Consider the following 23,803-nt stretch of genomic DNA (forward strand, 5'->3'; position numbering starts at 1 on the left):
CGTTAATTACGGTTACGGCTGACTTTGACCACATCTGGCATGATACGAATTTTACGCATAATGTTAGCCAGATGGACTCGGTCACGAGTAGTCAGGCGAATAAAGGCGCTGTATACCCGGCCATCTTTCTCTTCAGTATTCAGGCTCTGAATATTAGATTCGGCCGCATTAATCGCTGCGGTCAGATTTGCCAGGGCACCTTGCTGGTTGAACATATCGACTTTAATTTCAGCAATAAACTCTTGCTCAGTCTCTTGGTCCCATTCAACTGCCATAAACTTCTCAGGCTCTTTCTGGTAGCCACGAATATTACGGCAGGATTCATGATGGATAACCAGACCTTTGCCCGGACTGATATGGGCGATAATGGGGTCACCCGGAATCGGACGGCAGCACTTGGCGAAAGTAATCAGGACACCATCGGCACCTTTAATTGCCAGATTACGTGTACCAGAAGTTGCCAATGTGGATGGGTCACCCAGCAGGTTTTTAGCCACCACCACACTCATTGCATTACCCAAGCCAATTTCTGCTAACAAATCATCCAGCGTAGCCAGCTTCATGCGATCCAGTTCATGTTTGATATTTTCTTCAGGAATATCAGACAGTTTTCGACCATTCCCTAAGGCATGATTCAGTAATCGACGGCCAAGGCTTACCGACTCATCACGTTTCAGGTTTTTCAGCAATTGACGAATTTTGGCGCGTGCTTTAGAGCTGACCACAAAATTCAGCCAGGCGGCATTAGGTCTTGCACCTGGAGCGGTAATTATCTCAACAGTCTGGCCACTGCTCAGAGACTGAGAAAGCGGATAGGGCTGGCGGTCAACGCGCGCGCCGACACAGGCATGACCAATATCGGTATGCACGGCATAAGCAAAATCGACAGGTGTTGCACCGGCAGGGAGTTCAACAATGCGCCCTTCCGGAGTGAAAACGTAAATCTCATCGGGGAACAAATCAGATTTTACACTTTCAATAAATTCAAATGAGCTGCCCGCACTTTGCTGTAACTCCAGCAAACTTTGCATCCAGCGCTGAGCGCGGATCTGTGCGGTGGTGCCGGACTCACCTTGCTCTTTATATGCCCAGTGTGCAGCAACCCCCATTTCAGCCATCTGATCCATATCTTCAGTACGGATTTGCACTTCTACCGGAACCCCATGAGGACCGATTAATGAGGTATGCAATGATTGATAGCCGTTAGCTTTAGGGATGGCAATATAATCTTTTACTCGACCAGGACGCGGTTTATACAGACTGTGAGCCTGTCCCAATACCCGATAGCACGTATCGACTTCTTTAACGATAACCCGAAAAGCATAGATATCCATGATGGAGTGGAAACGCTGCTCCTTCAGATTCATCTTGCAATAGATGGAATAGAGATGCTTTTCTCGACCACTGACACGGCAAGGTATCCCCGCCTCCGTCAGACGCCCTTCAATCTCCGCCAGAATTTTTTGAATCATCTCTTTGCGGTTACCACGAGCAGCTTTCACCACTTCTTTAATCACGCGGTAGCGATTGGGATAGAGCGCTTCAAAACCCAGCTCTTCCAGCTCGGTTTTTAAATGATGAATACCCAGCCGGTGGGCTAATGGGCTATATATTTCAAGGGTTTCGCGGGCAATACGGCGACGCTTATCCGGGCGTAAGGAGCCCAGAGTTCGCATATTATGGGTGCGGTCAGCCAGCTTGATCAAAATGACGCGGATATCCTGCACCATCGCCATGATCATTTTGCGGAAGTTTTCCGCCTGGGCTTCTTTCTTGTCACGGAAGTTCAGTTTATCGAGTTTAGAGACACCCTCGACTAGCTCGGCTACGCTTTTCCCAAACAACTGCTCCATATCTTGATATGTGGCAGGAGTATCTTCAATGACGTCATGTAACAGCGCCGCCATTAAGGTTTCGTAATCGAGCCGCATCTCCGCGAGAATACAGGCCACAGCAACTGGGTGAGTGATATAAGGCTCACCACTGGAGCGTGTCTGACCCTCGTGAGCATCACGCGCGACAAGATATGCCTGTTTGAGGCGCTTAATCTGCTCCTCTGGCAGGTAACGTTGAATCAGCAGATTCAGGCTTTCAAACAGGTACAAAGCAGACTCGCTGTCTAATTAACGACGACCTTCAGCAATAGCGGTTACCGCTTGGATCTCTGCGGCTTCCTGCTCTTGCTGTTCTTGGCGTTCACGCACATCGAGAATCTGATTAGTAATCAGGCCTTCTTCGATTTCACGCAACGCAATCACAGTAACTTTATCGTTTTCTTCTGGAACCAGTGCGTCTTTACCACCGGACTGGATTTGACGTGCCCGACGAGCAGCGACCAACACCAGGTCAAAACGGTTACCAATTTTCTCTACAGCGTCTTGAACAGTTACGCGTGCCATAATTCTGCTACTCCACAGGTGACGAAATGACTGGGCATGATACTGAAACTCTGTTCAGTCTGCCAATAATTTGGTGATTAAAGCGTCATGCCGCTGTTTTTGGCGGCCTAAACGCAGTCGTTCAGCGCGAATAATGGTTTTCAGATCAGACAATGCCAGATTGAAGTCATCATTCACGATTAAATAATCATATTCTGCATAATGGGTCATTTCCGCGACAGCTTGCGCCATTCGCTTTGCAATAACCTCTTCACTATCTTGCCCACGGCCGCGTAAACGGCGATCCAATTCTTCTTTGGATGGGGGCAAAATAAAGATACTGCGCGCGGTCGGCATTTTTGCGCGAATTTGCTGCGCGCCTTGCCAGTCGATATCTAAAAACACATCAACACCGGTTGCGAGAACCTGCTCAATTGCCAGACGTGAGGTGCCATAGTAATTCTCAAATACTTTGGCATGCTCAAGAAAAGCATCGTCATCAATCATCTGGCAAAATTCTTCCTTGGAAACAAAGAAGTAATGCTCGCCGTGATTCTCCCCAGGACGTTTAGCACGCGTGGTATGAGAAATAGAAACCTGCGTGTCGTACAAAGGTTGTGTTTTTAACAAAGCCTGAATCAGGCTTGATTTCCCCGCCCCACTGGGTGCGGAAACTATGTATAGCGTACCTTGAACCATGATGACGTTTCAGTTGATTAGGTTGATATGTAGAAAGCAGAAGTGTGAATCTCCGCACAGTATACACGGCTGCTACGCGTCATGCAGCGTTACAACGCATTTCACCTGAATGTTTCGCTCATAAACAGCACGTTTTTATGATTTTGCGGGAAGCATTGCGTAATTTCGGCTTGTTTCAGCAAGTGAAAAAGTATTCCTCGATCACTCCCGCATCTGAGTTTTTTCGCCTTCGACGGATGCACTATTTCAGGTTTTACTGCCACTCATCAAAGGGAGGTACTGATGAGTGTGCACAAAATGAAAATACTAAGCCTACTGATGGTTAGTTTTATCAGTTGGCAAGCCAGAGCAGAATCTGTTTGCCATGAATGGTCAGAAGAAAGAATGTCGAGAGAAATTCATCTCCTGGAGAATCAGTTGAAGCAATGGAATGTTGCTTATCACCAGCAGGGTATTAGCCCGATTGCAGACGAAATCTATGATCAGTTACAGGATAAATTGCATAGGTGGCGTTTATGCCATGGGTTACCTGATAGCACGAATAACAGACTCATACTGGGTAATGGAAAGATGCTTCATCCTGTTGCTCATACCGGCTTAAAAAAACTTAAAGATGAAGCTGCACTCATTAACTGGATGGCGGGGCGTAAAAACCTTTGGGTACAACCTAAAATAGACGGAGTTGCAGTCACATTGGTGTATCAGGCGGGAAAATTAACCCAAGTTCTGAGTCGAGGAAATGGTTTGAAAGGCCAAGACTGGACTGATAAAGCACCATTTATTTCTGCTATTCCTCAATATATTGCCAGCGCTCCCCCCTTATTAACTCTGCAAGGGGAAGTATTTCTGCAAATGGTGGGTCATCAACAAGCGCAATCAGGAGGCGTCAATGCCAGAGCATCTGTTGCAGGGGCTTTGATGCGTAAGTCTGTATCCCCATTGCTAGCTAAACTGGGTATTTTTATCTGGGCATGGCCGGATGGGCCAAAAAGTATGGTGGAAAAGAGCCGATTGTTACAAGAAATGGGCTTTCCTCTAACTGCACACTACAGCGAACCCGTCATTTCCAGTAGTGATGTTGCCCAGTGGCGGAATCGCTGGTTTAAAATGCCACTACCTTTTGTGACTGATGGAGTGGTTGTCCGTCAAGAAAATGTGCCCGCGGGGCGTTATTGGCAGGCAACACCAGGAAACTGGTCTGTGGCGTGGAAATATCCGCCTCCCCAGCAAATAACTGAAATCAAAGATATCCATTTTACAGTGGGTCGCACTGGCAAAATCACCGCTATTTTACAGGTTGTACCGGTAAAAATTGATGATAAATGGATTCGCCGAGTAAATATTGGGTCGATTGCCCGTTGGAAGCAGTGGGATATCGTACCTGGAGATCAAGTGACTCTTTCATTAGCTGGGCAGGGTATTCCACGATTGGATAAGGTTATCTGGCGCGTGAGTCAGCGGCAGGAGATTGTGCCGCCAGACGCAGATAAATTCCATCAGTTAACTTGTTTTCGCCGTTTACCTTTTGAGTGCGAACCTCAGTTCTTATCTCGCTTAGCATGGCTTAGTGGTACAAGCGGTTTAGATATGCCGAGTGTGGGGAATGGGCTTTGGCGCGAACTTATCCATCATGGGCTTATCAATGATCTACTCGATTGGTTATCACTGTCTGTAGAGCAAATCGCGGCGGTTCCAGGTATTGGTCAAGGCCGGGCAGAAAAGATTTATCAGCAATTTCAACGTGCCAGGCAACAGCCTTTTTCTCAATGGTTACAGGCTTTGGGGTTCCCACAAGGTATACCTATTGATTCTCCGTGGCACTCTTTACGGCAACGGAGTCTTGCCGAATGGCGTTTAATGCCGGGCATTGGGCAGGTTAGAGCAAAACAAATTAATCATTTTTTGCATCACCCAGAGGTACAAATGATGGCTGACTTCTTATCACAGCAGGGAATTGCGGGATTCAGCCCCGAAGAGTAGTTATCTTTGGGTTTGGGTTAATGTTCAGAATGCTCATACTTGAATACGGGTAAGCCAAGCCGAAATCTCAGAGCCAGCAATCGAGCACTCAAGCCAGTGACCAACGTAATAACAACAACCCAGTTATGAGAGAGTGGCGTGTATTGTAGGGCGATATAGATCCAGGCAGCAGCAAATGAGATACCGGCATAAATTTCTTTCTGAAATACCAAAGGGATACAGTTACAGAACATATCCCGCAGGACACCACCAAAGACACCGGTAATTACAGCCGCTATGGCTGCAATGATCGTGCTGTGCCCCATATCGAGGGCAATCTGTGCGCCAATAATAGAAAAAACAATAAGCCCGATAGCATCAAGTACTAAAAATAGATGACGCAAGTGCTTCATTAATGGTGCCATCCACGTTGTGACGATAGCGGCAACAGCAACAATCACAATATATTCAGGATGCTTAACCCATCCAAGCGGATAGTGACCCAGCAGCATATCTCTGACCGAACCGCCACCAATAGCAGTTGCCGATGCAATAATGATGACGCCAAACATATCCATCTGACGGCGACCAGCAGCCAGTGCACCGGTCATGGCTTCAGCGGTGATACCGATAATATAAAGAACACTGAGTAGCATATTGAATGTAATTTCTTAAGGGCGACAAAGGCGGCAGCGTAGCCACTATGCAAAATTATCGCGCCTGAGATTTTCTAAACTATACATTTCGAATTATTTAATCTAATCCAAATATTAATTATCTGATTAAAATATATTGATAAAAAAACAATAATAGATTTATTTATCATTAATAAATCTAGGGTAAAAATCAATTGTTGAGATGGGGTTCGCAAGTTATTTGGTGATGATCCCTCCTGATTGCAGAGTGATTCATCCAATGGTAGCTTTTATCTCTATTTTATCTTTTATTTCAGTGGGATTCTTTATGGGTCAGTGTTTTCATTCGTTTCAATATCGAGCGCTGCTCTTGGCTGGAATCGCAGCGGTTGGAGTATTACTCAGTGGTTGCGTTGATAGAACGGCTCAGGCAAATACAGCAACGATTAAGGTTTCTCCTCCCACCTGTATTAAAGGTGAACCGATGACACAAACGACGCTTTATTTTGGTTTGAACCGACCTCATGGCCCTGTTATTTCATCTACTGAGTGGCAGTCTTTTGTTGATAATGATGTGACCAGTCGTTTCAAAGATGGCCTGACAGTTATTGATGCTAAAGGGCAATGGTTAGGTAATGATGGCACTGTAGCTAAAGAAAACAGTAAGGCATTGGTACTTATCCATAAAGCTGACAAAGAAACTGCTATTGAAGCTGTACGCACCCGCTATAAACAGCAATTTGCACAAGAATCAGTTATGCGGGTTGATGCTACTGTTTGTGTTGATTTCTAGCGGCGAGCATTAGACCAGAACTTCTGGCCTTTCATCTCCTTATTAGAGGTAAAAGGCCGTTGATATTACTGATTTTATTCGGTCGGAATGAGCCTTTACAAGACAAGTCCGGCAATGGCCGCAGAAAGTAAGCTGACTAAAGTTGAACCGTACACCAGCTTTAATCCAAATCGCGAAACCACGTTACCCTGTTGTTCATTCAGACCTTTAATAGCTCCCGCGACGATCCCAATAGAAGCAAAGTTAGCAAAAGAGACTAAAAATACAGAAAGAATACCCAAACCTCGAGGAGACATTTCGGCAGCCACTTTTTTCAGTTCAATCATGGCAACGAACTCATTTGCTACCAGTTTGGTCGCCATAATACTTCCTGCATGCAAAGCATCTTGAGCTGGTATGCCAATTAATAGCGCCAATGGATAAAATAGATAACCCAGCACGCCTTGGAAACTGATATGGAATAAGGTGCTAAATAAAGCATTAATCGCTGAAATGATGGCAATAAACCCGATTAACATTGCGGCTATTATCATCGCAATTTTAAATCCTGCCAGTATATATTCTCCAAGCATTTCAAAAAAACTTTGGTCTTCATGTAAATTATTTAGTTTTAACTCAGGTTCTTCTGTTGCGGGGTAAGGGTTAATAATAGAAAGAACAATAAAAGTACTAAACATATTCAGTATGAGTGCTGTTACAACAAATTTCGGTTCTAACATGGTCATATAAGCACTAACAATTGACATAGAAACTGTCGACATCGCTGTTGCTGCCATGGTGTACATTCTGCGTGGCGATATATCGGCGATAATGCCTTTATAGGCAATGAAATTCTCTGATTGCCCCAGAATCAACGTACTCACAGCATTGAATGACTCTAGCTTACCCATGCCATTTACTTTGGATAGTAGAGTGCCTATTACCCGTATGATGAGGGGTAATATACGGAAATGCTGCAAAATACCAATCAATGCTGATACGAAAATAATTGGGCAAAGAACGTTGAGGAATATAAATGCCAGGCCTTGTTCATTCATCCCGCCAAAAACAAAACTGGTGCCTATTGAAGCAAATTTCATCAAAGATTCGAATAATCCAGCAAAATACTTTATTGCCCCTAGTCCGCTTTCCGAGTGTAAAAAGAAATAAGCCAGAGCAATCTCTATAACCAGTAGCTGAAAAATATAACGAAGCCTGATGTTTTTACGGTCATGGCTAGCCAGTAAAGCCAAAACTGCTATAGCAATCAATGCCAAAAGAAAATGCAGAATCTGCAACATAAAAAATCCGTCAGGGATAAAGGTCAGTCAGCATTTTATCCATATCAGAAGATTTTTTTCATCTGAATTTTAATCTTCTTAAAAATACATATTCTACCGATTCTTTAATCGTACCCTAAAGATGCCAGTTGTTTAAATTTTCACTGTTTTACTCATCATTTATCCATTGGGTGACTCACTATTTATCTGCCAGCTTAAATTGTCGTCATTAAGGCGAGTTTAGCGTTTCCTCAAGGAGGATTAGGCGATAGGGCTACTTGTGTTTAACTCACTCATTGGATGGAATATGAATATGATTAATCTGCCTAGCTGCCGTTCATTTACTGAAGCCGGTCATTTATCTCAAATATCTGCTTATTACGAAGAGGGCCGTAATACTTTATGGATGTTACTGCGTGCTCATCCACGGCCTTGTTTTAACCTTGAGTTAATTGAAAATATTATGACGTTGGCCCAAGCAGCTAAAGAGTCAAAATTACCGATAGATTTTTGGGTAACAGGTTCAGTCGTACCCAATATGTTTAATGTGGGAGGGGATTTAAATTTTTTCGCTCAAATGATTAGAAATCGTAAGCGAGAAGCGCTAATGGCATATGCTCGTGCTTGTGTTGACTGTGTTCATGCCGCCTCTCGTGGGTTTGATACTGGTGCTATATCTATTGCGATGATTGAAGGCAGCGCATTAGGTGGGGGATTTGAAGCGGCATTGGCTCATCATTTTGTGTTGGCACAGACAACCGCCAGAATGGGTTTTCCGGAGATTGCATTTAATTTATTCCCTGGTATGGGAGGATATTCACTGGTCGCCAGAAAGGCAGGTATGAGGGTGGCAGAACAGCTAATTTGGACTGGGGAATCTCACGCGGCTGAGTGGTATGAGAGTCGTGGGTTAGTCGATAAGTTATTTCAGCCTGGGGATGCTTATGTCGCGACGCGAACATTTATAGATACTATCAAGCCTAAGCTAAATGGAATGAGGGCGATGGTTCGAGTCCGGCAGCGTGTTTTACAATTAACTCGTTCTGAATTAATGGATATTACAGAAGACTGGGTTGACTCTGCATTTTCTATTGAGCCGAAAGATATCGCCTATATTGAAAGGTTGGTTATGCTGCAAGACAGGCATACTTCGGGAATGCCAAAAGCGATATAGTCTTTACACCTAATCCAGTAAAAGGTGAGGGTGTTGTGTTACCAGCCAATGCTCCAGTTTATCTGCGGGCATTGGTTTGGCGTAAAGGAATCCCTGTTTCTCATCAACGCCAATAGAATCCAGGAATTCCTCTTCCTCTTTCGTTTCAACTCCTTCGGCAATAACCTGCATTTTTAATGCCTCGGCGACAACAATAATGGCTCTTACCAAAGATTGTGAAATAGGATTAGTGTCAATATGGCGAACAAAACTTTGATCCAGTTTAATGGCATCTATAGGGATGCGCGCTAACTGGGAGAGCGAAGAATAACCAGTACCAAAATCATCTAAGTGAACTTGAGCACCTAAGTGGCGTAGCTGTTTCATTATATTGATAGCGGCATCTTCATTATCAATTAAGCAACTTTCAGTTAATTCAACATCGACCAGGCTAGACTCCAACTCACAGGCTTCAAGAGACTCAATAAAACTGGTAACGATAGCTTCATCAATTAATTGTCGGGCAGAAACATTGACTGCAATTCGTAGGTTAATTCCACGTTTTTTCCAATCCACGGCCTGTTGCATAGACGTTTGTAGTACCCATTTACCCAAAGGCCGGATAAGCCCAGACTCTTCCGCATATGAGATAAACTCCTGAGGAGCAATTAAACCTCGTTCAGGCGATAGCCATCTGACGAGAGCTTCGACACCGAGCACTTTTCCCGTTTGGGTAGATATTTTGGGTTGGTAAAAGATTTGTAATTGATGTTGTTCTATAGCTTTGCGTAAATTGGTATCGAGCCAAACATACTCTGATACTTTTTTATTCATCTGTTGCGAGAAGATAGAATAGGTTTGCTTCCCAAGTTCTTTCGCGGTGTACATGGCTGTATCTGCACTACGGATAATATTTTCCAGCGTATCACCATGCTCTGGACATAGTGCAATGCCAATAGAACAGCCGGTATATACCTCGATCAATCCAACTCGGAAAGGTAATTTCATGCGGTTGAGAATTCGCTGTGTGGTTGTTTCCAGCAAATCCAAGGTGGCGTTTTCGACCAGAACAATAAATTCATCACCCCCTAACCGGGCAAGCATTTCGTTGTCACCCAAGCAACTTAAAATTGCCAGCGAGACATCTTTCAGTAACCGATCACCAAACATATGGCCATAGTGGTCATTTACTTTTTTGAAGTTATCGAGATCGAGATAAATAATACCCACTGAGCTGTCACCGCGGGTTTGGATTGCACTGTTAATACGCTCATGAATGGCATGACGGTTAGGTAAACCGGTAATCATATCGGTATTAGCCAAAATCCTAAGGCGCTCTTGGGCGCGTCGTTCTTTGGTAATGTCAGTGCCGGAACAGATAAGATAGCGTTCGTTTTTTCCGCTACCGCTGTGAACAAATTTATTGCGGAATAAGAAGAGACGCTTTCCTTTGACGGTATTAACCCAACGTTCTGCTTCATAAGACGCACCACGCTGAAAAAAACCCTCAATATTCTTTCGTGACGATGCTCCTTCCTTGGCTGTCATAAATAAGTCGTAAACATTTTTGCCAATAACATCTTGCTCTTTCTTACCGGTATATTCTTCGCTAAGGTGGTTAAATCGTTGTACGCAGCCATTTTTATCTAGAATCACAATCACTGAGTTGGCTTCAGAAACAACCTGTTCCGCGAAAGAAAGGCCCATAACCAAATCACGAGCGACAGACTCAGTATCGGCATAGGCTGAGGCCGTTCCTCCCCACTCTTTGCCATTAATTTTTCGGCCAACAAGATGTAAATGTAGGGGATGGCCATAAATCTCAATTTCAATATCTAAACTGGTAGTAATACCGGTTAAGCTCCGGATTTTCATTGTTTGTACAGAATTAAGAGGTATTGCGATATTTGCTATATCTTTAATTGCTGATAACTCTAAAGCCTGGCTATCAAAGGCAAGTCGCCAAAAAGGGCTATGAGTACCAAAATAGGTGTTGAGGATCGATGTGTCTTGGTCTTGGAACATATGCGATCCCCTAAAAGTTTATATGTATCTTTTACTTACCTTAGCCAGAAATTAAGAGGGTGCTATTTCTGGACTTCCCAGTGATGATAACCAGCCTGACCTGTAGAGTTGGACTCTATCCAGAGTACCCACCTAATAAAGTATATGTGTAATTTCTTCATTCCAGATCGCAGATAGTAGCGATAATCATAGTAAATGCTCTTTCTACTTTCAGGTTGTGATGAAAGTTAAGCATGAAAAAAATAAAAGACACTATTTTTTATATTGTTACGCTCATTTAGGCTAAATCCTAAAATGAGAAAGGAAAGATGTGAAACACTTTACTGAGGTGTTTAATGAGGGATAAGTGTATTTTTAAGCAAGTTGATGATGAACGTATGCCAATGGCAGCAATCTGCATATTTCATTTTAACTGTGGCCACTATCAGCTCAAACCAATTCGGGATTTTATGCCGCCATTAATAGTGACGACAATCTTGGGATGGTTTCTTGTTTTTTTGTCTCACTTAAACCGGACTGTTATTTAAAGTTAAGTACCATTCCGACTCCCACCTCTTCTATGTCGACCGCATCGGCTAGTGCTATTTTAGCTTTTAAGTCAGTACAGTGGCAGGGATAGAGTGCTTGTGCATTGAGTTGCTTAAAATAGTCGGATGTTCTGGCGAGGGTAGATGTTTCTGCATTTAATAGATGAAACCCACCAATAACAGCCCGAACGCGTTTATCGCCAGTGACTTTAATTGCATAATCAATAATATTGCAGACCCCAGAGTGAGAGCAGCCGGTAATAATCACGATCCCCTCAGAGCTGGTATAAACTATCGCACTGTCATCTATGACAAAATCGTCAACTTCATGACCGCAACAATTAATAGTTTTTCCTATAGGATGCAGCCCTTCAAAATCATTACTGCGTACTATCTCACCTAAAAAAAGCAAATTGTCAGTAAGATAATAAACACCAGTCTGATTAATTCGTTCGAAAAACGAAGGGTAACTATCGGCCGGTAAGTTAGCACCTATTGATTTACCTTCATGGTATTTTGGTACAAAAGCATTGGGGTGAGCCACTAGCTTTATTTTCTTCACGCCAGAGTAGTTGGTGCGGTCAAGATGTTGAGCGAGATGGGTTAAGCCCCAGCTATGATCATTATGACCATGAGAGATGATTACACTATCTATATCGCTGATATCAATACCCAAAATTGCCGCATTACGTAGGAAAACGTCAGAGTAGCCGGTATCAAACAGGAATGTTTTCCCATCAATTTTAAGGTGATAACAGACACCTGGCTCGGCTGTCAGATATTTATCTATTAGAGTATTGTTATCAACCAGCACCGTTAACTGCATATCCTTTTCCTTGTTTATTCACATAATTCCGATACTAGTAGTTTTACTTGCGACTATCGAAAAGCAATTTACACGCTAATCCGGTAAAGACTCCGCTGAGTAAATAGTTTGGCCAGCGGGATGCAAACAGCCCAGCCTTAAAGCGATTACGCATGTTACTGACGACTAAAATCAGGCTGCCGTTAATTATCAAGCCAATAGCATTCAGAATGGTTGCTAATAGCAGCATTTGCACAACAACTGAACCCGACTGAGGGGTAATAAATTGTGGGAACAGAGCTAAAACAAACAGCGCCATTTTGGGATTAAGTAGATTGGTTAATAGCCCTTGTCGGAAGGCTCTGTGCGTAGATGCGGGCTGTTGTGCTATTTTCACCGTAATGTGTCGAGTCGATGCGAATGTTTTCCACGCCAGATAAAGTAAATAGCAGGCACCCGCAATCCGTACTGCATCATAAGCTAGCGGAACCACCACAAATAGTTGTGAAAGCCCTAAAGCGGCAGCCAAAGTATGGCAATAAGTACCCAACTGAATACCTGCTAGTGAGGCGAAGCCAGCCGTTCTCCCTTGAGTGATACTGCGGGATGTGATGAGTAGCATATCTGGCCCAGGTGTTGCTGCGAGCGCCACACAAGCACCGGAAAACAGTAGTAAAGTTGTTGTGGCAATCATAATTTCTCCGCAGGGAGTGTTGGACAATATGGCAACTGATTCTATTTGTTTAACATACTTCAGATGACGGGGGAAAAAAAACGAATGCCCCATATTGTTTAAAATCAGGCGCGTGCTTGTTTAACTTTTTAATTGTCAGTGATAATTGTCCTACACAGATGAGATATGAGAGTTTGAGAGACGAATGATAAGAAGAGCTATACCCGCTGATACCCCTCGCTTAGTTGATATTTGGGAAAAGGCAGTTAGAGAAACACATGTGTTTCTGACTGAGGCCGATATTCAATTCTATTTGCCGAGAGTTCGGGATATCTATTTGCCTGCACTGGAGGTTTGGTTATTCGAAAATAGCAGAGAGGCGGTGGGGCTGATGGGTCTTGATGGTAATAATGTAGAAATGTTGTTTGTTGATCCTGTTTATCATGGCAAAGGCGTCGGTAAAGCCTTGTTGTCTCATGCTCACCATTTAAAAGGGAAACTCACTGTGGATGTGAATGAACAAAATCCTGCCGCGTTAGCCTTTTACTTGAAATGCGACTTTGTAAAAACCGGTCGCTCAGAACTGGATGGTGAAGGGAGGGCTTTCCCGCTGCTTCACTTGGCGCAGGCAAAATAATAAAAACCCGGATTTCTCCGGGTTTTAGCAAAACTGGTAAACAAAAGTAGTTACTCGATATTCTGAATCTGTTCGCGCATTTGCTCGATAAGCACTTTCAGCTCAATGGCTGAGTTGGTCACTTCGGCATTGATCGATTTTGATGCCAGCGTATTCGATTCGCGGTTAAATTCTTGCATCATAAAATCAAGGCGACGACCGACGGCTTCTTTCTTCTTCAGGATATTGTGCGTTTCTTTGACGTGTGCTTCCAGACGGTCCAGTTCTTCAGCCACATCTACACGCTGCGCCATTAGCACTAATTCCTGCTCCAGTCGGGTATTTTCCAACTGAACTTGTGCCTCTTCCAGCTTGTTTAGCAGGCGCTCACGCTGCCACTGCAAGATGTTTGGCATGTGCGCACGAACCTTAACAATTTCTGCACTCACACCATCAAGACGCTGTTCGATCAGTGCTTTCAGTGCCGCACCTTCGGTTTCGCGCGAAATGATAAAATCATCGAGCACAATATCCAGTGCCTGCATCAGCTCGGTACTGATGGCATCCAAGTCTTGTTCTTCGGCGGCCATGACTCCCGGCCAGCGCAAAATATCGACTGGATTGATTTCACCTTCATCACTTTGCATTTTGACCCAGTTACCAGCTTCCACTAATTGTTTTGCCAGTTTTTCATTAAGGATCAAAGAGCTTTGTGCACTGGCATCCAGCTCAAAACGCAGGTTGCACTCAATTTTGCCGCGAGTTAAGCGGCCACGGATGCGTTCACGAATAACCGGTTCCAGACTGCGGAACTGTTCTGGCAAACGAATGTAAGTTTCTAAGTAGCGTTGGTTAACGGAACGCAGCTCCCAGGCTGCGCTGCCCCATTCGCCCTTAATATCACGCCGGGCGTAGGCGGTCATGCTGCGGATCATTGTTGCGTACCCGTTTTAAAGAAAAGATGCGGGGATTATAGCCTCCAGGGCGCAGGCAGGATAGGCATTACATCACTAAGGCCGTATAATGCGCGACCAATATCGATTTAAAGCCGGAGAAAGCCCATGCGTCCAGCAGACCGAGCAGCACAACAAGTCCGCCCATTGACCCTGACCCGTAATTACACGAAACACGCTGAAGGTTCAGTGCTGGTTGAGTTTGGCGATACCAAAGTATTGTGCACCGCCACGGTTGAAGAGGGTGTTCCGCGCTTTCTGAAAGGCCAAGGCCAGGGCTGGATAACCGCTGAATATGGCATGTTACCGCGCTCGACCCACAGCCGTAATGCGCGCGAAGCCGCAAAAGGCAAACAAGGTGGCCGTACTTTAGAAATTCAACGTCTGATTGCTCGCTCTTTGCGTGCGGCAGTAGATTTGAAGAAGTTAGGTGAATTCACCATCACTTTAGACTGCGATGTATTACAGGCGGATGGTGGCACTCGTACTGCCTCAATCAGTGGTGCTTGTGTAGCTTTAGCCGACGCACTGAATAAGCTGGTGGCCAGTGGTAAATTGAAAGCAAACCCAATGAAAGGGCTGGTTGCGGCAGTTTCTGTTGGTATCGTTAAAGGCGAAGCCCTGTGCGATTTGGAATACGTAGAGGATTCTGCGGCAGAAACAGATATGAACGTGGTGATGATGGAAGATGGCCGAATGATTGAGGTGCAAGGCACCGCAGAAGGTGAACCGTTTAGCCATGAAGAGCTATTGACGTTGTTGGCTCTGGCTCGGGGAGGGATAGAAACTATCTTCCAGGCGCAGAAAGCGGCGTTGGAACAATAATTGATTTAGGCGACTCGGTAGTCGCCTTTTTTTTTACCCGCTAACCAAGAAGTTATGCACAGATAGAAGCCGTGCATTAGGTTTGCGGTGTACCAAATTAATAAACACAGTGATTAACGAAAGCGGTCACAATCTGGAGAGGAGAAGTACCAATGAAAGCCTATCAGCGCGAGTTTATCGAGTTTGCGCTTAACAAGCAGGTGTTGAAGTTTGGCGAATTTACCCTGAAGTCTGGGCGGATTAGCCCCTATTTCTTTAATGCAGGATTGTTTAATACCGGGCTTGATCTGGCAAAACTTGGGCGTTTTTATGCTGCGGCATTAATGGATTGTGGCGTAGAGTTCGATCTCTTATTTGGGCCAGCATATAAAGGTATTCCTATTGCGACGACTACTGCTGTAGCGCTGGCTGAGCACCATAATCGTGATGTGCCTTATTGCTTCAACCGTAAAGAAGCCAAAGATCACGGTGAAGGCGGCAGCCTGGTAGGAAGCCCGTTACAAGGCCGAGTTATGCTGGTGGATGATGTGATAACCGCTGGTACTGCCATTCGTGAATCAATGGAGATTATTAATGCGCAGGGCGCGACTCTGGCTGGTGTGATGATTTCATTAGACCGTCAGGAACGTGGTCGTGGTGAGATATCTGCGATTCAGGAAGTGGAGCGTGATTATCACTGCAAAGTTATTGCGATTGTGACACTCAATGATGTGATCAGTTATCTGGAAGAGAAACCAGAAATGGCCGATCATTTGGCAGCAGTACGCCACTACCGCGAACAGTACGGCGTTTAAGATTTCCTAAATCAATAATACAAAAAAGGGCCATTTGGCTCTTTCAGACTGCTGACAAACTTCGATACCTCGATCTTACAAAGTGAAAACAGGTAGAAGAGTAAAGCGTCCGCGCCAGGGATGGCGCGGCTCGAGCCCCCAGGGAAGCTTATTTTAACAAAAGAAGTCCGGCGTCTTTACGATCTGCCTGTTTTCACCGATACGAGCACTTTGTCATTAACCTCAAAGGGCCGGTTGACCCTTTTTATATAATTCAAAAACTCAACTTAAATTGAGTTTATTGAAGCTGAGCCACAATCAGAGGCCAACGAGCATCAAATTCTTGCGTCGGCCGGTAGCGAAATTCCGAACGAACAAAACGTGAGAGCATCCCTTCACAAAACGCCAGTAGCTGTGTTGCCAGCAGGGCTTCATCATGGATAAAACCTTGCCCATCGCGCAGTTTTTTCTCACGCAGAACCTGACGTAGCTGTACTTCAATTCGCTCAAACAACTGGTTAATACGTCCTTGCAAGCGGTCTTGCTCGAACATCAATGCATGCCCGGTCATAATACGAGTCAGCCCTGGATTGCGTTCTGCAAACCCCAATACCAGTAGCAGGATCAGCCGGAGGCGATTAAACGTCTCTTTTTCATCTTGCAGAATCAAATTGATGCGGGACATCAGACTGTCTTCAATAAACTCGATCAGGCTATCAAACATCCGCGTTTTACTGGGGAAATGACGATAAAGCGCGGCTTCCGAAACCCCCACATTTGCGGCGAGTTTGGCGGTAGTAATGCGTTGGCTGCCGTCGCTGGATTCCAGCATTTGCGCTAAAGCCTGCAAAATTTCCTCGCGCCTGTTCCTTTTCGTATTTTCTTTTTCTGCCATGTCCGAGTAGACCCTTGCTAAAAATGACTTAATAACAAAAACCCAAATACCGGCCGCACTAAGGCCAGGCCCCGGCGGCTTATGTGATAGCTTTTTTACGGTATTGGGGTCTAGGGTAGGTTATTGGCGCCCAGAATGACCAAAACCACCGGTACCACGTTCACTAAGATCAAAATCTTCAACCAGATTGAATTCTGCTTGTACAACAGGAACAAACACCATTTGTGCGATGCGCTCGCCGGGTTCGATAGTGAAAGGCTGTTGACCACGGTTCCAGACGGACACCATCAACTGACCTTGATAATCAGAATCAATCAGCCCGACCAGATTACCTAATACCACACCATGTTTATGCCCGAGCCCTGAACGCGGCAAAATAACAGCAGCCAGTGAGCTATCGCCGATATGTATTGCCAAGCCTGTCGGTAACAATGTTGTTTGCCCTGGAAGTAAATCCACGGCTTCACTTAGACAGGCACGTAAATCCAGGCCAGCTGAGCCTTCTGTTGCATAAGTTGGTAAGGGAAATTCATTGCCAACACGTGGGTCCAGAATTTTAATGTCGATTTTTTTCATCATAACGGCTGACAATCTCGTCTATTAAATGCTGACTGAGGAGGTGCTTATCGCTGAGCGGTAAACGTTTCTCGCCAGTCGGCCAAAAAAGGTGCAAGGCATTAGTATCACTGTTAAAACCATGCTCTGCGAGCGATACATCATTAGCGCAAATAAGGTCCAGATTCTTCCGCACTAGTTTTTGTCGCGCGTATTCTTCCACATTCTGGGTTTCGGCAGCAAATCCAACAACAAATGGACGTTTTTTAGTCATCGAAGCGACCCCAGCGACAATGTCTGGATTTTTCACCAACTTAAGGGTGATCTCATCGCCCTGTTTTTTTATTTTCTCGTCAGAAACCTGTTCGGCGCGGTAATCCGCTACCGCAGCACAAGAAATAAAAATATTCTGCTGGGCTGCTAAGTTCTGAACTGTTTGCTGCATTTCTAGCGCACTGACAACATCAATACGATTCACTCCCGCTGGAGTAGGGAGCGTTACTGGCCCGGCAACCAGAGTAACTTTTGCCCCTCTGGCAGCGGCTGCTTGAGCGATGGCGAAGCCCATCTTGCCCGAACTTTGATTGCTGATAAAGCGCACTGGATCAAGTGCCTCACGCGTCGGCCCGGCGGTAATCATGACACTCAAATGTTGCAAGTCTTGTTTTGCTGAAAAATGATCATGTGCCAGCGCGACAATTTCCAGTGGGTCTAGCATTCGACCTGGGCCAACATCACCACAAGCCTGACTGCCGCTGTCTGGCCCCCATAACAACATGCCACGACTGGCGAGCGTCTGTAGGTTTGCTTGAGTCGCTGCTGCACGATACATCTGTTGATTCATGGCGGGCACGGCTGCAATAGGAGCCGCAGTTGCCAGGCAAACGGTGGTCAGCAAATCATTTGCCATCCCAGTGGCTACTCTGGCCAGTAAATCAGCTGTAGCCGGAGCCATGATGACTAAATCAGCCCATTTACCTAGTTCAATATGACCCATTGCCGCTTCTGCCGCGGGGTCGAGTAAATCATCAGAGACGGGGTAACCCGAGACTGCTTGCAGCGTGAGTGGCGTAATGAACGCTTTTGCCGCGTGAGTCATCACCACGCGTACCTCTGCGCCTTTGTCGCGCAAACGGCGTACCAGCTCAGGAGATTTATACGCGGCGATACCCCCGCTAATCCCGAGCACAATCTTTTTACCAGAAAGATGTTTGCCGGAGAGTCCCGTCATCATGATTGTCCGAATGAAAGCCGTAAGAGGCGATATTTTAGCATAACCATTGAGTAGATTAGCTATCAGGACGTTCCCTGATGCCATCAATCGTCAATTTTGCGAGACGTTACGCATGTGGCTTACGGCGACTTAGTCGAGTGAAAAGTCTTATGGCATGCTGCCCACGCGGTTTAGGGATTACGGGGGCCAGAAATGGAAGAGTGGTATGGGCAGGTTGCCCCAAGGGAAAAATTACTTAAATATGGTGCTGCGGTACTGACGGATGCCGAGTTGCTCGCTATTTTTCTGCGTACAGGGATTCCGGGAATGCATGTCATGCAGATGGCTGAGTATTTGATTGAAGAGTTCGGTTCACTTTATGGGCTGATATCTGCGGATTATCAGGCGTTATGTGCCAAAAAAGGGATTGGTGTTTCGAAATATAGCCAGATTCAGGCCATTGCAGAACTGGCTGGCCGCTGTTTTTCATCCCACTTGATGCAGGAAAGTGTCCTGCAAAATCCCGAGATAACCCAAAAGTTTCTACAAAATATTCTTTCCCATCGCGAACGAGAGATTTTTTTAGTGATGTTTTTGGATAACCAGCATCGTGTTATTCGCCATGAGGAGATGTTTACTGGTACCATCAGTAGCGTTGAGATTCATCCGAGGGAAATTGTGCGTGAAGCGCTTAAGGTTAATGCTGCCGCGCTGATTCTAGCGCATAATCACCCTTCGGGTAAGGCTGAACCGAGCCAAGCCGACCGTTTGATGACTACGCAGGTGATAAAAGCCTGTTCATTATTGGATATTCGTGTGCTCGATCATTTAGTGGTTGGCCGGGGTGAATGTGTCTCATTTGCTGAACGGGGATGGCTTTAGAGCAATAATAATTGATCCTTTCTGGATCTTTAGCTGTTCGGGACTTGAGCACTTACGCTTCAGAGCGTATACTACGCCACCTTTGAGAATCTTGGGTTTGGCGTGAAGAGCCTATCTCAGCAGGTTTATAGCCTGGTGACAGGGGTTTCTGACCTGATGACAGTGAGTCTTCTCAGTGAATTTGCTGAGATGGGCTCTAAAGCCTGACGAGGCGGCCAAATCCTATACGAAGCTCGAGCTGATTTGATTTTTGGAGAATAGACATGTCCCGAGTCTGCCAAGTTACTGGCAAGCGCCCGGTGAGCGGTAACAACCGTTCCCACGCAATGAACGCGACCAAACGCCGTTTTCTGCCGAACCTTCACTCTCACCGTTTTTGGGTTGAGGGCGAGAAGCGCTTTGTAACTCTGCGTGTATCTGCTAAAGGTATGCGTGTTATTGATAAGAAGGGTATCGAAACGGTCTTGGCCGAAATTCGCGCCCGCGGTGAGAAGTATTAAGGAACTGAATCATGGCTAAAGGTGTTCGCGAGAAGATCAAGCTAGTTTCTTCTGCTGGTACTGGTCACTTCTATACCACTACGAAGAACAAGCGTACTAAGCCGGAAAAATTGGAATTGAAGAAATTCGATCCAGTTGTCCGTCAACACGTGATCTACAAAGAAGCTAAAATTAAATAATTTTAATTTTGGTGGATTAAGAAAACCCGGCCTCGGCCGGGTTTTTTATTATATAAAGTCCAGTGAGATACGTTTAGGGAGGTTACATGCCTGAATTACCAGAAGTTGAAACCAGCCGACGCGGGATCGAACCTTATCTTGTCGGCCAAACTATCCTTTACGCCGTGGTTAGAAATGCCCGTTTACGCTGGCCTGTTTCTGATGAAATCCTCGCACTCAGTGATCAGCCGGTGTTAAGTGTTCAACGTAGAGCGAAATATTTGCTGATAGAGCTGAAGACTGGCTGGATTATCGTGCATCTGGGGATGTCTGGTAGCTTGCGCATTTTGCCAGAAGAAACCGAAGCAGAAAAACACGATCACGTCGATTTGGTTATCAGTAATGGCAAAATACTGCGTTATACCGATCCGCGCCGTTTTGGTGCTTGGTTATGGGCAAAAGACCTTGATACCAGCAATGTATTAGCCCATTTAGGGCCAGAACCTTTGAGTGATGAATTTACCGCTGAATATTTGTTTGAAAAGTCACGCAATAAACGCACTGTGGTCAAGCAGTGGCTAATGGATAACAAAGTAGTGGTCGGGGTTGGCAACATCTATGCCAGTGAATCGCTATTCACGGCGGGTATTCTGCCGGAACGTGCCGCTGGGTCATTAACTGAAACCGAGATAACGCAGCTGGTGGCAACAATCAAAGCCGTACTATTGCACTCTATTGAGCAGGGTGGCACCACATTGCGCGACTTTTTACAGTCAGATGGCAAGCCGGGTTATTTCGCGCAAGAATTACAAGTATATGGGCGGGCAGGAGAGTTATGTCGACGCTGTGGCAATGTGATTGAAATTGCAAAGCATGGGCAGCGTAGCACCTTTTTTTGCCGCCACTGCCAGCATTAATTCTATTTAGCCAGTTTTGACATCAGTGCTTTGGTGACCGGTGCAGGAAGAAATGGCGTGATGTCGCCACCGTGGCGCGCCACTTCTTTCACCAGTGAGGAAGAGATAAACGACCATTTTTCTGATGGCATCAGGAAGACACTTTCCAGTTTTGGCATTAGGTGACGGTTCATATTTGCCAGTTGCCATTCATACTCGAAATCAGAGACCGAGCGCAAACCTCGCACTAAAATATTCGCATTATGTTTTTTGGCAAACTCCGCCATCAACTCGCTAAACCCCAGGACTTCCACATTCTTCAGTGGTGCCGTGACTTGCTTTGCCAATGCGACCCGCTCGGCCAGAGTAAACATCGGTTTCTTGCTGGAGCTATCTGCAATTGCCAGAATAACATGGCTAAACATTTCTGAGGCGCGGGTGACCAAGTCCAAATGCCCATTGGTAATAGGATCAAATGTCCCCGGATAAATGGCTTTAGTGATCATGAATTCTCACTTTTCTGATATTGATGGCTCAGTGCCCACAGAGCCGCATATTTATTGAAGGTATATTGCGCGTTGACTACCGCCAGCAATAGCCCCTGTTTACCATCGAGGAAGCCAGCACGTAATAGCCATGTCTTACAGAATGCCCCGAGAGTATGGCTGATAATCGCAAAATAACTGCAACTTTTACCTTGTTGATGACGCTGATTCGCCCAAGCCTGAGCATAGTTGAGTTGTTTTCGTTGAAAGGCAAAAAAGTCACGACAGGTCAAATGTAGCAAATCACCCGCGAGTGGAATAACTTTTGCAGAACCGCTATCAAGTGATTCATGGACTAAATCATCGTTGTAACGGTATTGGTCACGTGGATATAGCCGAGTGACTCTATCGGGATACCAGCCGCTATGGCGCATAAAACGGCCTAAAAACAGGTTCCGCCGTGCACAGCAATAAACCGCACCTTCCTCTGGTGCCAATAACACAGTTTCGACTGCACTTTTAAGCTCAGGCGTTACACGCTCATCAGCATCCAGCATCAAAATATAATCGCCAGTAGCATATTGCTGGGCTAATTGCCGCTGCTTACCGTAACCGGGCCATTCTGTGCTGCTGTAAACTTTTGCGCCATATTGTTCGGCCAGTGCGACGGTTTCATCTTCACTGCCTGAATCCAATACCACTATTTCATCAGCCCAAGTGACTGACGCCAAACAGTCCGCCAGCAGTGAGGCTTCATTTTTAACAATCATCACCACCGACAGGCGTTTTTTGGCACTCATTTAGTGGCTCCGTTGCGGTAGATAAGGCTCCAGCAAGTGCAATAATCGTTGCAGCGCACCCTGGTTTTCATGCAATACATCAACCGCATGACGACCATAGTAGAGGCGACAATCTTCATCTGTGAGTAGCAGGGTGATTTCTTTCACCAGCGACAGGGTATCGGTTACCGTAATCAACCCTTCAGCTTGTTCCAGCTTGGCACAGATATCTTTAAAGTTAAACGTATGTGGCCCCATCAACACTGGGATGGCATGCGCCGCCGCTTCCAGTGGATTATGACCGCCGCGCTCAACCAGGCTGCCGCCAACAAAAGCTAAATCAGCAATACCGTATAGTAGCATCAGCTCGCCCATAGTATCGCCGATCACCACTTGTGTGCTGCTTGAAGGCACTTCGCCTTTGCTGCGTAATGTGTAACTCAGCCCTGCTTTTTGTGTTAATTCAATCGCTTTCGGGAAGCGTTCTGGGTGGCGTGGCACCAGAATAAGCAGCAATGTCGGGAACTGCTGTAATAATTGGCGATGGGCTTCCAGCAAGATAGTTTCTTCGCCGTCGTGGGTACTGGTCGCTATCCAAACTGGCCGATGTGGTGCCCACTGGCGGCGTAATGTGACGGCTCTGGCGGCTAATTCGGGTGTGACAGAAATATCGAACTTCAGGCTACCGGTCACCGTCAGTTGTGAACGTTTTAGGCCCAACTCAATGAAACGGTCGCCATCTTCTTGATTCTGCGCTGCAATCAGCGTGATCCGTTGCAGCATATTACGGATAAAACTACCGATTTTTTTATAGCCAGCAGCGGAGCGGGCAGAAAGGCGCGCATTGGCAATCACTAAAGGTATTTTGCGACGGTGCAGTGCATTAATAAGATTTGGCCACAATTCAGTTTCCATGATGATGACCAGCTTGGGATTCACCTGATCAAGAAAGCGGTTCACGGAGCCAGGAAGGTCGTAGGGTAGATAAACGTGGTGAACATCTTTGCCAAAAGCGGACTGAACACGCTCAGAACCGGTGGGCGTCATGGTGGTCACGGTAATGGGCAATGATGGATAGCGATGACGTAATGCTCTGACTAATGGGATAGCAGCCAGTGTTTCACCAACTGAAACTGAATGCAGCATGATACCGCCAGCAACAACTTTACCGGCACAAAAACCATAGCGTTCTCCCCAGCGCTTGCGATAAGCGGGGGCTTTACGGCTACGTAACAGCAATCGCAGCCAAATCAGAGGTTGAATAAGGTAGAGTAATACCTGATATAAACGCAGCAACATTCTATCAATTTCATTTATATGGATTATTAAGAATAATACCATATTTGAACAAGAAAGGCTCTTTTCCA

25 protein-coding genes are annotated in these 23,803 nt (G+C 45.6%); 10 read left to right on the forward strand and 15 right to left on the reverse strand.

Going from position 1 to position 23,803, the window contains the following annotated elements; all coding sequences use genetic code 11:
* Window positions 1–2: 2 nt before the first annotated feature.
* Genes spoT through gmk form a run of 3 tightly spaced genes read right to left on the reverse strand, consistent with a single transcriptional unit; the run spans window position 3 to window position 3,077 of the window.
* A complete protein-coding gene (gene spoT, locus FTB31_RS21015; protein ID WP_005165887.1) occupies window positions 3–2,105 on the reverse strand; it encodes a bifunctional GTP diphosphokinase/guanosine-3',5'-bis pyrophosphate 3'-pyrophosphohydrolase in 2,103 nt (700 codons plus the stop codon).
* An 18-nt stretch (window positions 2,106–2,123) separates the two neighbouring features.
* Window positions 2,124–2,399 (reverse strand): DNA-directed RNA polymerase subunit omega, encoded by a 276-nt coding sequence (rpoZ, locus tag FTB31_RS21020; protein WP_004392061.1) that lies wholly within the window; start codon window positions 2,397–2,399, stop codon window positions 2,124–2,126.
* 54 nt (window positions 2,400–2,453) lie between these two features.
* Window positions 2,454–3,077: a guanylate kinase gene (gene gmk / locus FTB31_RS21025; RefSeq protein WP_004704191.1), complete on the reverse strand. Its 624-nt coding sequence runs from the start codon at window positions 3,075–3,077 to the stop codon at window positions 2,454–2,456.
* A 282-nt stretch (window positions 3,078–3,359) separates the two neighbouring features.
* Here gmk and ligB point away from each other — a divergent pair, with 282 nt between their 5' ends.
* Window positions 3,360–5,057: an NAD-dependent DNA ligase LigB gene (gene ligB / locus FTB31_RS21030; protein WP_227731761.1), complete on the forward strand. Its 1,698-nt coding sequence runs from the start codon at window positions 3,360–3,362 to the stop codon at window positions 5,055–5,057.
* Between the two features lie 17 nt (window positions 5,058–5,074).
* On the opposite strand, the gene FTB31_RS21035 is transcribed toward ligB, so the two are convergent.
* Window positions 5,075–5,692 carry a trimeric intracellular cation channel family protein gene (locus FTB31_RS21035; protein ID WP_005176012.1) on the reverse strand — a complete coding sequence of 206 codons (618 nt, stop codon included), beginning with the start codon at window positions 5,690–5,692 and terminating at the stop codon, window positions 5,075–5,077.
* 307 nt (window positions 5,693–5,999) lie between these two features.
* Here FTB31_RS21035 and FTB31_RS21040 point away from each other — a divergent pair, with 307 nt between their 5' ends.
* The gene (locus tag FTB31_RS21040) at window positions 6,000–6,464 is read left to right on the forward strand and encodes a DUF3574 domain-containing protein (protein ID WP_050076922.1); all 465 of its coding nucleotides are present in this window, start codon (window positions 6,000–6,002) and stop codon (window positions 6,462–6,464) included.
* Between the two features lie 95 nt (window positions 6,465–6,559).
* On the opposite strand, the gene FTB31_RS21045 is transcribed toward FTB31_RS21040, so the two are convergent.
* A complete protein-coding gene (locus FTB31_RS21045; protein ID WP_077175569.1) occupies window positions 6,560–7,744 on the reverse strand; it encodes a NupC/NupG family nucleoside CNT transporter in 1,185 nt (394 codons plus the stop codon).
* A 286-nt stretch (window positions 7,745–8,030) separates the two neighbouring features.
* Here FTB31_RS21045 and FTB31_RS21050 point away from each other — a divergent pair, with 286 nt between their 5' ends.
* Window positions 8,031–8,897 (forward strand): crotonase/enoyl-CoA hydratase family protein, encoded by an 867-nt coding sequence (locus tag FTB31_RS21050; protein WP_050076924.1) that lies wholly within the window; start codon window positions 8,031–8,033, stop codon window positions 8,895–8,897.
* 9 nt (window positions 8,898–8,906) lie between these two features.
* Here FTB31_RS21050 and pdeR read toward each other — a convergent pair whose 3' ends face one another.
* From pdeR to FTB31_RS21065, 3 genes are all read right to left on the reverse strand, one after another.
* Entirely contained in the window at window positions 8,907–10,901 is a 1,995-nt protein-coding gene (gene pdeR, locus FTB31_RS21055; RefSeq protein WP_050076925.1) for a cyclic di-GMP phosphodiesterase, read from the reverse strand.
* 519 nt (window positions 10,902–11,420) lie between these two features.
* Window positions 11,421–12,254, reverse strand: a complete 834-nt coding sequence (locus tag FTB31_RS21060) for an MBL fold metallo-hydrolase (protein WP_050076927.1) — start codon at window positions 12,252–12,254, stop codon at window positions 11,421–11,423.
* A 43-nt stretch (window positions 12,255–12,297) separates the two neighbouring features.
* A complete protein-coding gene (locus tag FTB31_RS21065) occupies window positions 12,298–12,927 on the reverse strand; it encodes a LysE family translocator (protein WP_050076928.1) in 630 nt (209 codons plus the stop codon).
* 184 nt (window positions 12,928–13,111) lie between these two features.
* Between FTB31_RS21065 and FTB31_RS21070 the strand changes: the two genes are divergently transcribed.
* A complete protein-coding gene (locus FTB31_RS21070) occupies window positions 13,112–13,543 on the forward strand; it encodes an acetyltransferase (RefSeq protein WP_050076929.1) in 432 nt (143 codons plus the stop codon).
* A 50-nt stretch (window positions 13,544–13,593) separates the two neighbouring features.
* Here the strand turns inward: FTB31_RS21070 and FTB31_RS21075 are convergent, their stop codons facing one another.
* Complete coding sequence (locus tag FTB31_RS21075; RefSeq protein ID WP_005165870.1) at window positions 13,594–14,457, reverse strand: YicC/YloC family endoribonuclease; 864 nt, start codon at window positions 14,455–14,457, stop codon at window positions 13,594–13,596.
* A 126-nt stretch (window positions 14,458–14,583) separates the two neighbouring features.
* Between FTB31_RS21075 and rph the strand changes: the two genes are divergently transcribed.
* Together rph and pyrE are read left to right on the forward strand one after the other, a co-directional pair.
* Window positions 14,584–15,300 (forward strand): ribonuclease PH, encoded by a 717-nt coding sequence (gene rph, locus FTB31_RS21080; protein ID WP_005175960.1) that lies wholly within the window; start codon window positions 14,584–14,586, stop codon window positions 15,298–15,300.
* A 152-nt stretch (window positions 15,301–15,452) separates the two neighbouring features.
* Complete coding sequence (pyrE, locus tag FTB31_RS21085) at window positions 15,453–16,094, forward strand: orotate phosphoribosyltransferase (RefSeq protein WP_077295656.1); 642 nt, start codon at window positions 15,453–15,455, stop codon at window positions 16,092–16,094.
* A gap of 277 nt (window positions 16,095–16,371) precedes the next feature.
* On the opposite strand, the gene slmA is transcribed toward pyrE, so the two are convergent.
* The 3 genes from slmA to coaBC all read right to left on the reverse strand — a co-directional run bounded on the left by slmA (window position 16,372) and on the right by coaBC (window position 18,757).
* On the reverse strand, window positions 16,372–16,968 hold the full coding sequence (slmA, locus tag FTB31_RS21090; RefSeq protein ID WP_004714376.1) for a nucleoid occlusion factor SlmA: 597 nt from the start codon (window positions 16,966–16,968) through the stop codon (window positions 16,372–16,374).
* A gap of 120 nt (window positions 16,969–17,088) precedes the next feature.
* Entirely contained in the window at window positions 17,089–17,547 is a 459-nt protein-coding gene (gene dut, locus FTB31_RS21095; protein ID WP_005164750.1) for a dUTP diphosphatase, read from the reverse strand.
* A complete protein-coding gene (gene coaBC / locus FTB31_RS21100) occupies window positions 17,525–18,757 on the reverse strand; it encodes a bifunctional phosphopantothenoylcysteine decarboxylase/phosphopantothenate--cysteine ligase CoaBC (RefSeq protein WP_175628128.1) in 1,233 nt (410 codons plus the stop codon). Before coaBC ends, dut begins: the two co-directional genes overlap by 23 nt.
* A gap of 192 nt (window positions 18,758–18,949) precedes the next feature.
* Between coaBC and radC the strand changes: the two genes are divergently transcribed.
* The 4 genes from radC to mutM all read left to right on the forward strand — a co-directional run bounded on the left by radC (window position 18,950) and on the right by mutM (window position 21,193).
* Complete coding sequence (radC, locus tag FTB31_RS21105) at window positions 18,950–19,618, forward strand: RadC family protein (protein WP_019080310.1); 669 nt, start codon at window positions 18,950–18,952, stop codon at window positions 19,616–19,618.
* Window positions 19,619–19,881: 263 nt separating this feature from the next.
* On the forward strand, window positions 19,882–20,118 hold the full coding sequence (rpmB, locus tag FTB31_RS21110) for a 50S ribosomal protein L28 (RefSeq protein WP_005164747.1): 237 nt from the start codon (window positions 19,882–19,884) through the stop codon (window positions 20,116–20,118).
* Between the two features lie 11 nt (window positions 20,119–20,129).
* Window positions 20,130–20,297: a 50S ribosomal protein L33 gene (rpmG, locus tag FTB31_RS21115; RefSeq protein ID WP_004392084.1), complete on the forward strand. Its 168-nt coding sequence runs from the start codon at window positions 20,130–20,132 to the stop codon at window positions 20,295–20,297.
* Between the two features lie 86 nt (window positions 20,298–20,383).
* Window positions 20,384–21,193, forward strand: a complete 810-nt coding sequence (mutM, locus tag FTB31_RS21120) for a bifunctional DNA-formamidopyrimidine glycosylase/DNA-(apurinic or apyrimidinic site) lyase (RefSeq protein ID WP_075338981.1) — start codon at window positions 20,384–20,386, stop codon at window positions 21,191–21,193.
* Window positions 21,194–21,195: 2 nt separating this feature from the next.
* Here mutM and coaD read toward each other — a convergent pair whose 3' ends face one another.
* The 3 genes from coaD to waaA are packed head-to-tail and all read right to left on the reverse strand — an operon-like array spanning window position 21,196 to window position 23,735.
* Window positions 21,196–21,678, reverse strand: coding sequence for a pantetheine-phosphate adenylyltransferase (coaD, locus tag FTB31_RS21125; protein WP_077295658.1), 483 nt, complete (start codon window positions 21,676–21,678; stop codon window positions 21,196–21,198).
* Complete coding sequence (locus FTB31_RS21130; RefSeq protein ID WP_227720330.1) at window positions 21,675–22,457, reverse strand: glycosyltransferase family 2 protein; 783 nt, start codon at window positions 22,455–22,457, stop codon at window positions 21,675–21,677. The genes coaD and FTB31_RS21130 overlap by 4 nt, the downstream gene beginning before the upstream one ends.
* A complete protein-coding gene (gene waaA, locus FTB31_RS21135) occupies window positions 22,458–23,735 on the reverse strand; it encodes a lipid IV(A) 3-deoxy-D-manno-octulosonic acid transferase (RefSeq protein WP_077175573.1) in 1,278 nt (425 codons plus the stop codon).
* Between the last annotated feature and the right edge of the window lie 68 nt (window positions 23,736–23,803).

The organism is Yersinia proxima (genome assembly GCF_902170785.1).
Classification (GTDB): Bacteria; Pseudomonadota; Gammaproteobacteria; order Enterobacterales; family Enterobacteriaceae; genus Yersinia; species Yersinia proxima.

Bases quoted from the DNA above. Each gene is read 5' to 3' on its own strand.
- FTB31_RS21065 (WP_050076928.1), bottom strand. From the start codon at position 12,927: ATGATTGCCACAACAACTTTACTACTGTTTTCCGGTGCTTGTGTGGCG.
- pdeR (WP_050076925.1), bottom strand. From the start codon at position 10,901: ATGTTCCAAGACCAAGACACATCGATCCTCAACACCTATTTTGGTACT.
- FTB31_RS21075 (WP_005165870.1), bottom strand. From the start codon at position 14,457: ATGATCCGCAGCATGACCGCCTACGCCCGGCGTGATATTAAGGGCGAA.
- FTB31_RS21035 (WP_005176012.1), bottom strand. From the start codon at position 5,692: ATGCTACTCAGTGTTCTTTATATTATCGGTATCACCGCTGAAGCCATG.
- mutM (WP_075338981.1), top strand. From the start codon at position 20,384: ATGCCTGAATTACCAGAAGTTGAAACCAGCCGACGCGGGATCGAACCT.
- gmk (WP_004704191.1), bottom strand. From the start codon at position 3,077: ATGGTTCAAGGTACGCTATACATAGTTTCCGCACCCAGTGGGGCGGGG.
- FTB31_RS21045 (WP_077175569.1), bottom strand. From the start codon at position 7,744: ATGTTGCAGATTCTGCATTTTCTTTTGGCATTGATTGCTATAGCAGTT.
- coaD (WP_077295658.1), bottom strand. From the start codon at position 21,678: ATGATCACTAAAGCCATTTATCCGGGGACATTTGATCCTATTACCAAT.
- FTB31_RS21070 (WP_050076929.1), top strand. From the start codon at position 13,112: ATGATAAGAAGAGCTATACCCGCTGATACCCCTCGCTTAGTTGATATT.
- pyrE (WP_077295656.1), top strand. From the start codon at position 15,453: ATGAAAGCCTATCAGCGCGAGTTTATCGAGTTTGCGCTTAACAAGCAG.
- FTB31_RS21130 (WP_227720330.1), bottom strand. From the start codon at position 22,457: ATGAGTGCCAAAAAACGCCTGTCGGTGGTGATGATTGTTAAAAATGAA.
- waaA (WP_077175573.1), bottom strand. From the start codon at position 23,735: ATGTTGCTGCGTTTATATCAGGTATTACTCTACCTTATTCAACCTCTG.
- dut (WP_005164750.1), bottom strand. From the start codon at position 17,547: ATGATGAAAAAAATCGACATTAAAATTCTGGACCCACGTGTTGGCAAT.
- rph (WP_005175960.1), top strand. From the start codon at position 14,584: ATGCGTCCAGCAGACCGAGCAGCACAACAAGTCCGCCCATTGACCCTG.
- FTB31_RS21050 (WP_050076924.1), top strand. From the start codon at position 8,031: ATGAATATGATTAATCTGCCTAGCTGCCGTTCATTTACTGAAGCCGGT.
- rpmG (WP_004392084.1), top strand. From the start codon at position 20,130: ATGGCTAAAGGTGTTCGCGAGAAGATCAAGCTAGTTTCTTCTGCTGGT.
- radC (WP_019080310.1), top strand. From the start codon at position 18,950: ATGGAAGAGTGGTATGGGCAGGTTGCCCCAAGGGAAAAATTACTTAAA.
- coaBC (WP_175628128.1), bottom strand. From the start codon at position 18,757: ATGATGACGGGACTCTCCGGCAAACATCTTTCTGGTAAAAAGATTGTG.
- rpmB (WP_005164747.1), top strand. From the start codon at position 19,882: ATGTCCCGAGTCTGCCAAGTTACTGGCAAGCGCCCGGTGAGCGGTAAC.
- rpoZ (WP_004392061.1), bottom strand. From the start codon at position 2,399: ATGGCACGCGTAACTGTTCAAGACGCTGTAGAGAAAATTGGTAACCGT.
- slmA (WP_004714376.1), bottom strand. From the start codon at position 16,968: ATGGCAGAAAAAGAAAATACGAAAAGGAACAGGCGCGAGGAAATTTTG.
- FTB31_RS21060 (WP_050076927.1), bottom strand. From the start codon at position 12,254: ATGCAGTTAACGGTGCTGGTTGATAACAATACTCTAATAGATAAATAT.
- ligB (WP_227731761.1), top strand. From the start codon at position 3,360: ATGAGTGTGCACAAAATGAAAATACTAAGCCTACTGATGGTTAGTTTT.
- FTB31_RS21040 (WP_050076922.1), top strand. From the start codon at position 6,000: ATGGGTCAGTGTTTTCATTCGTTTCAATATCGAGCGCTGCTCTTGGCT.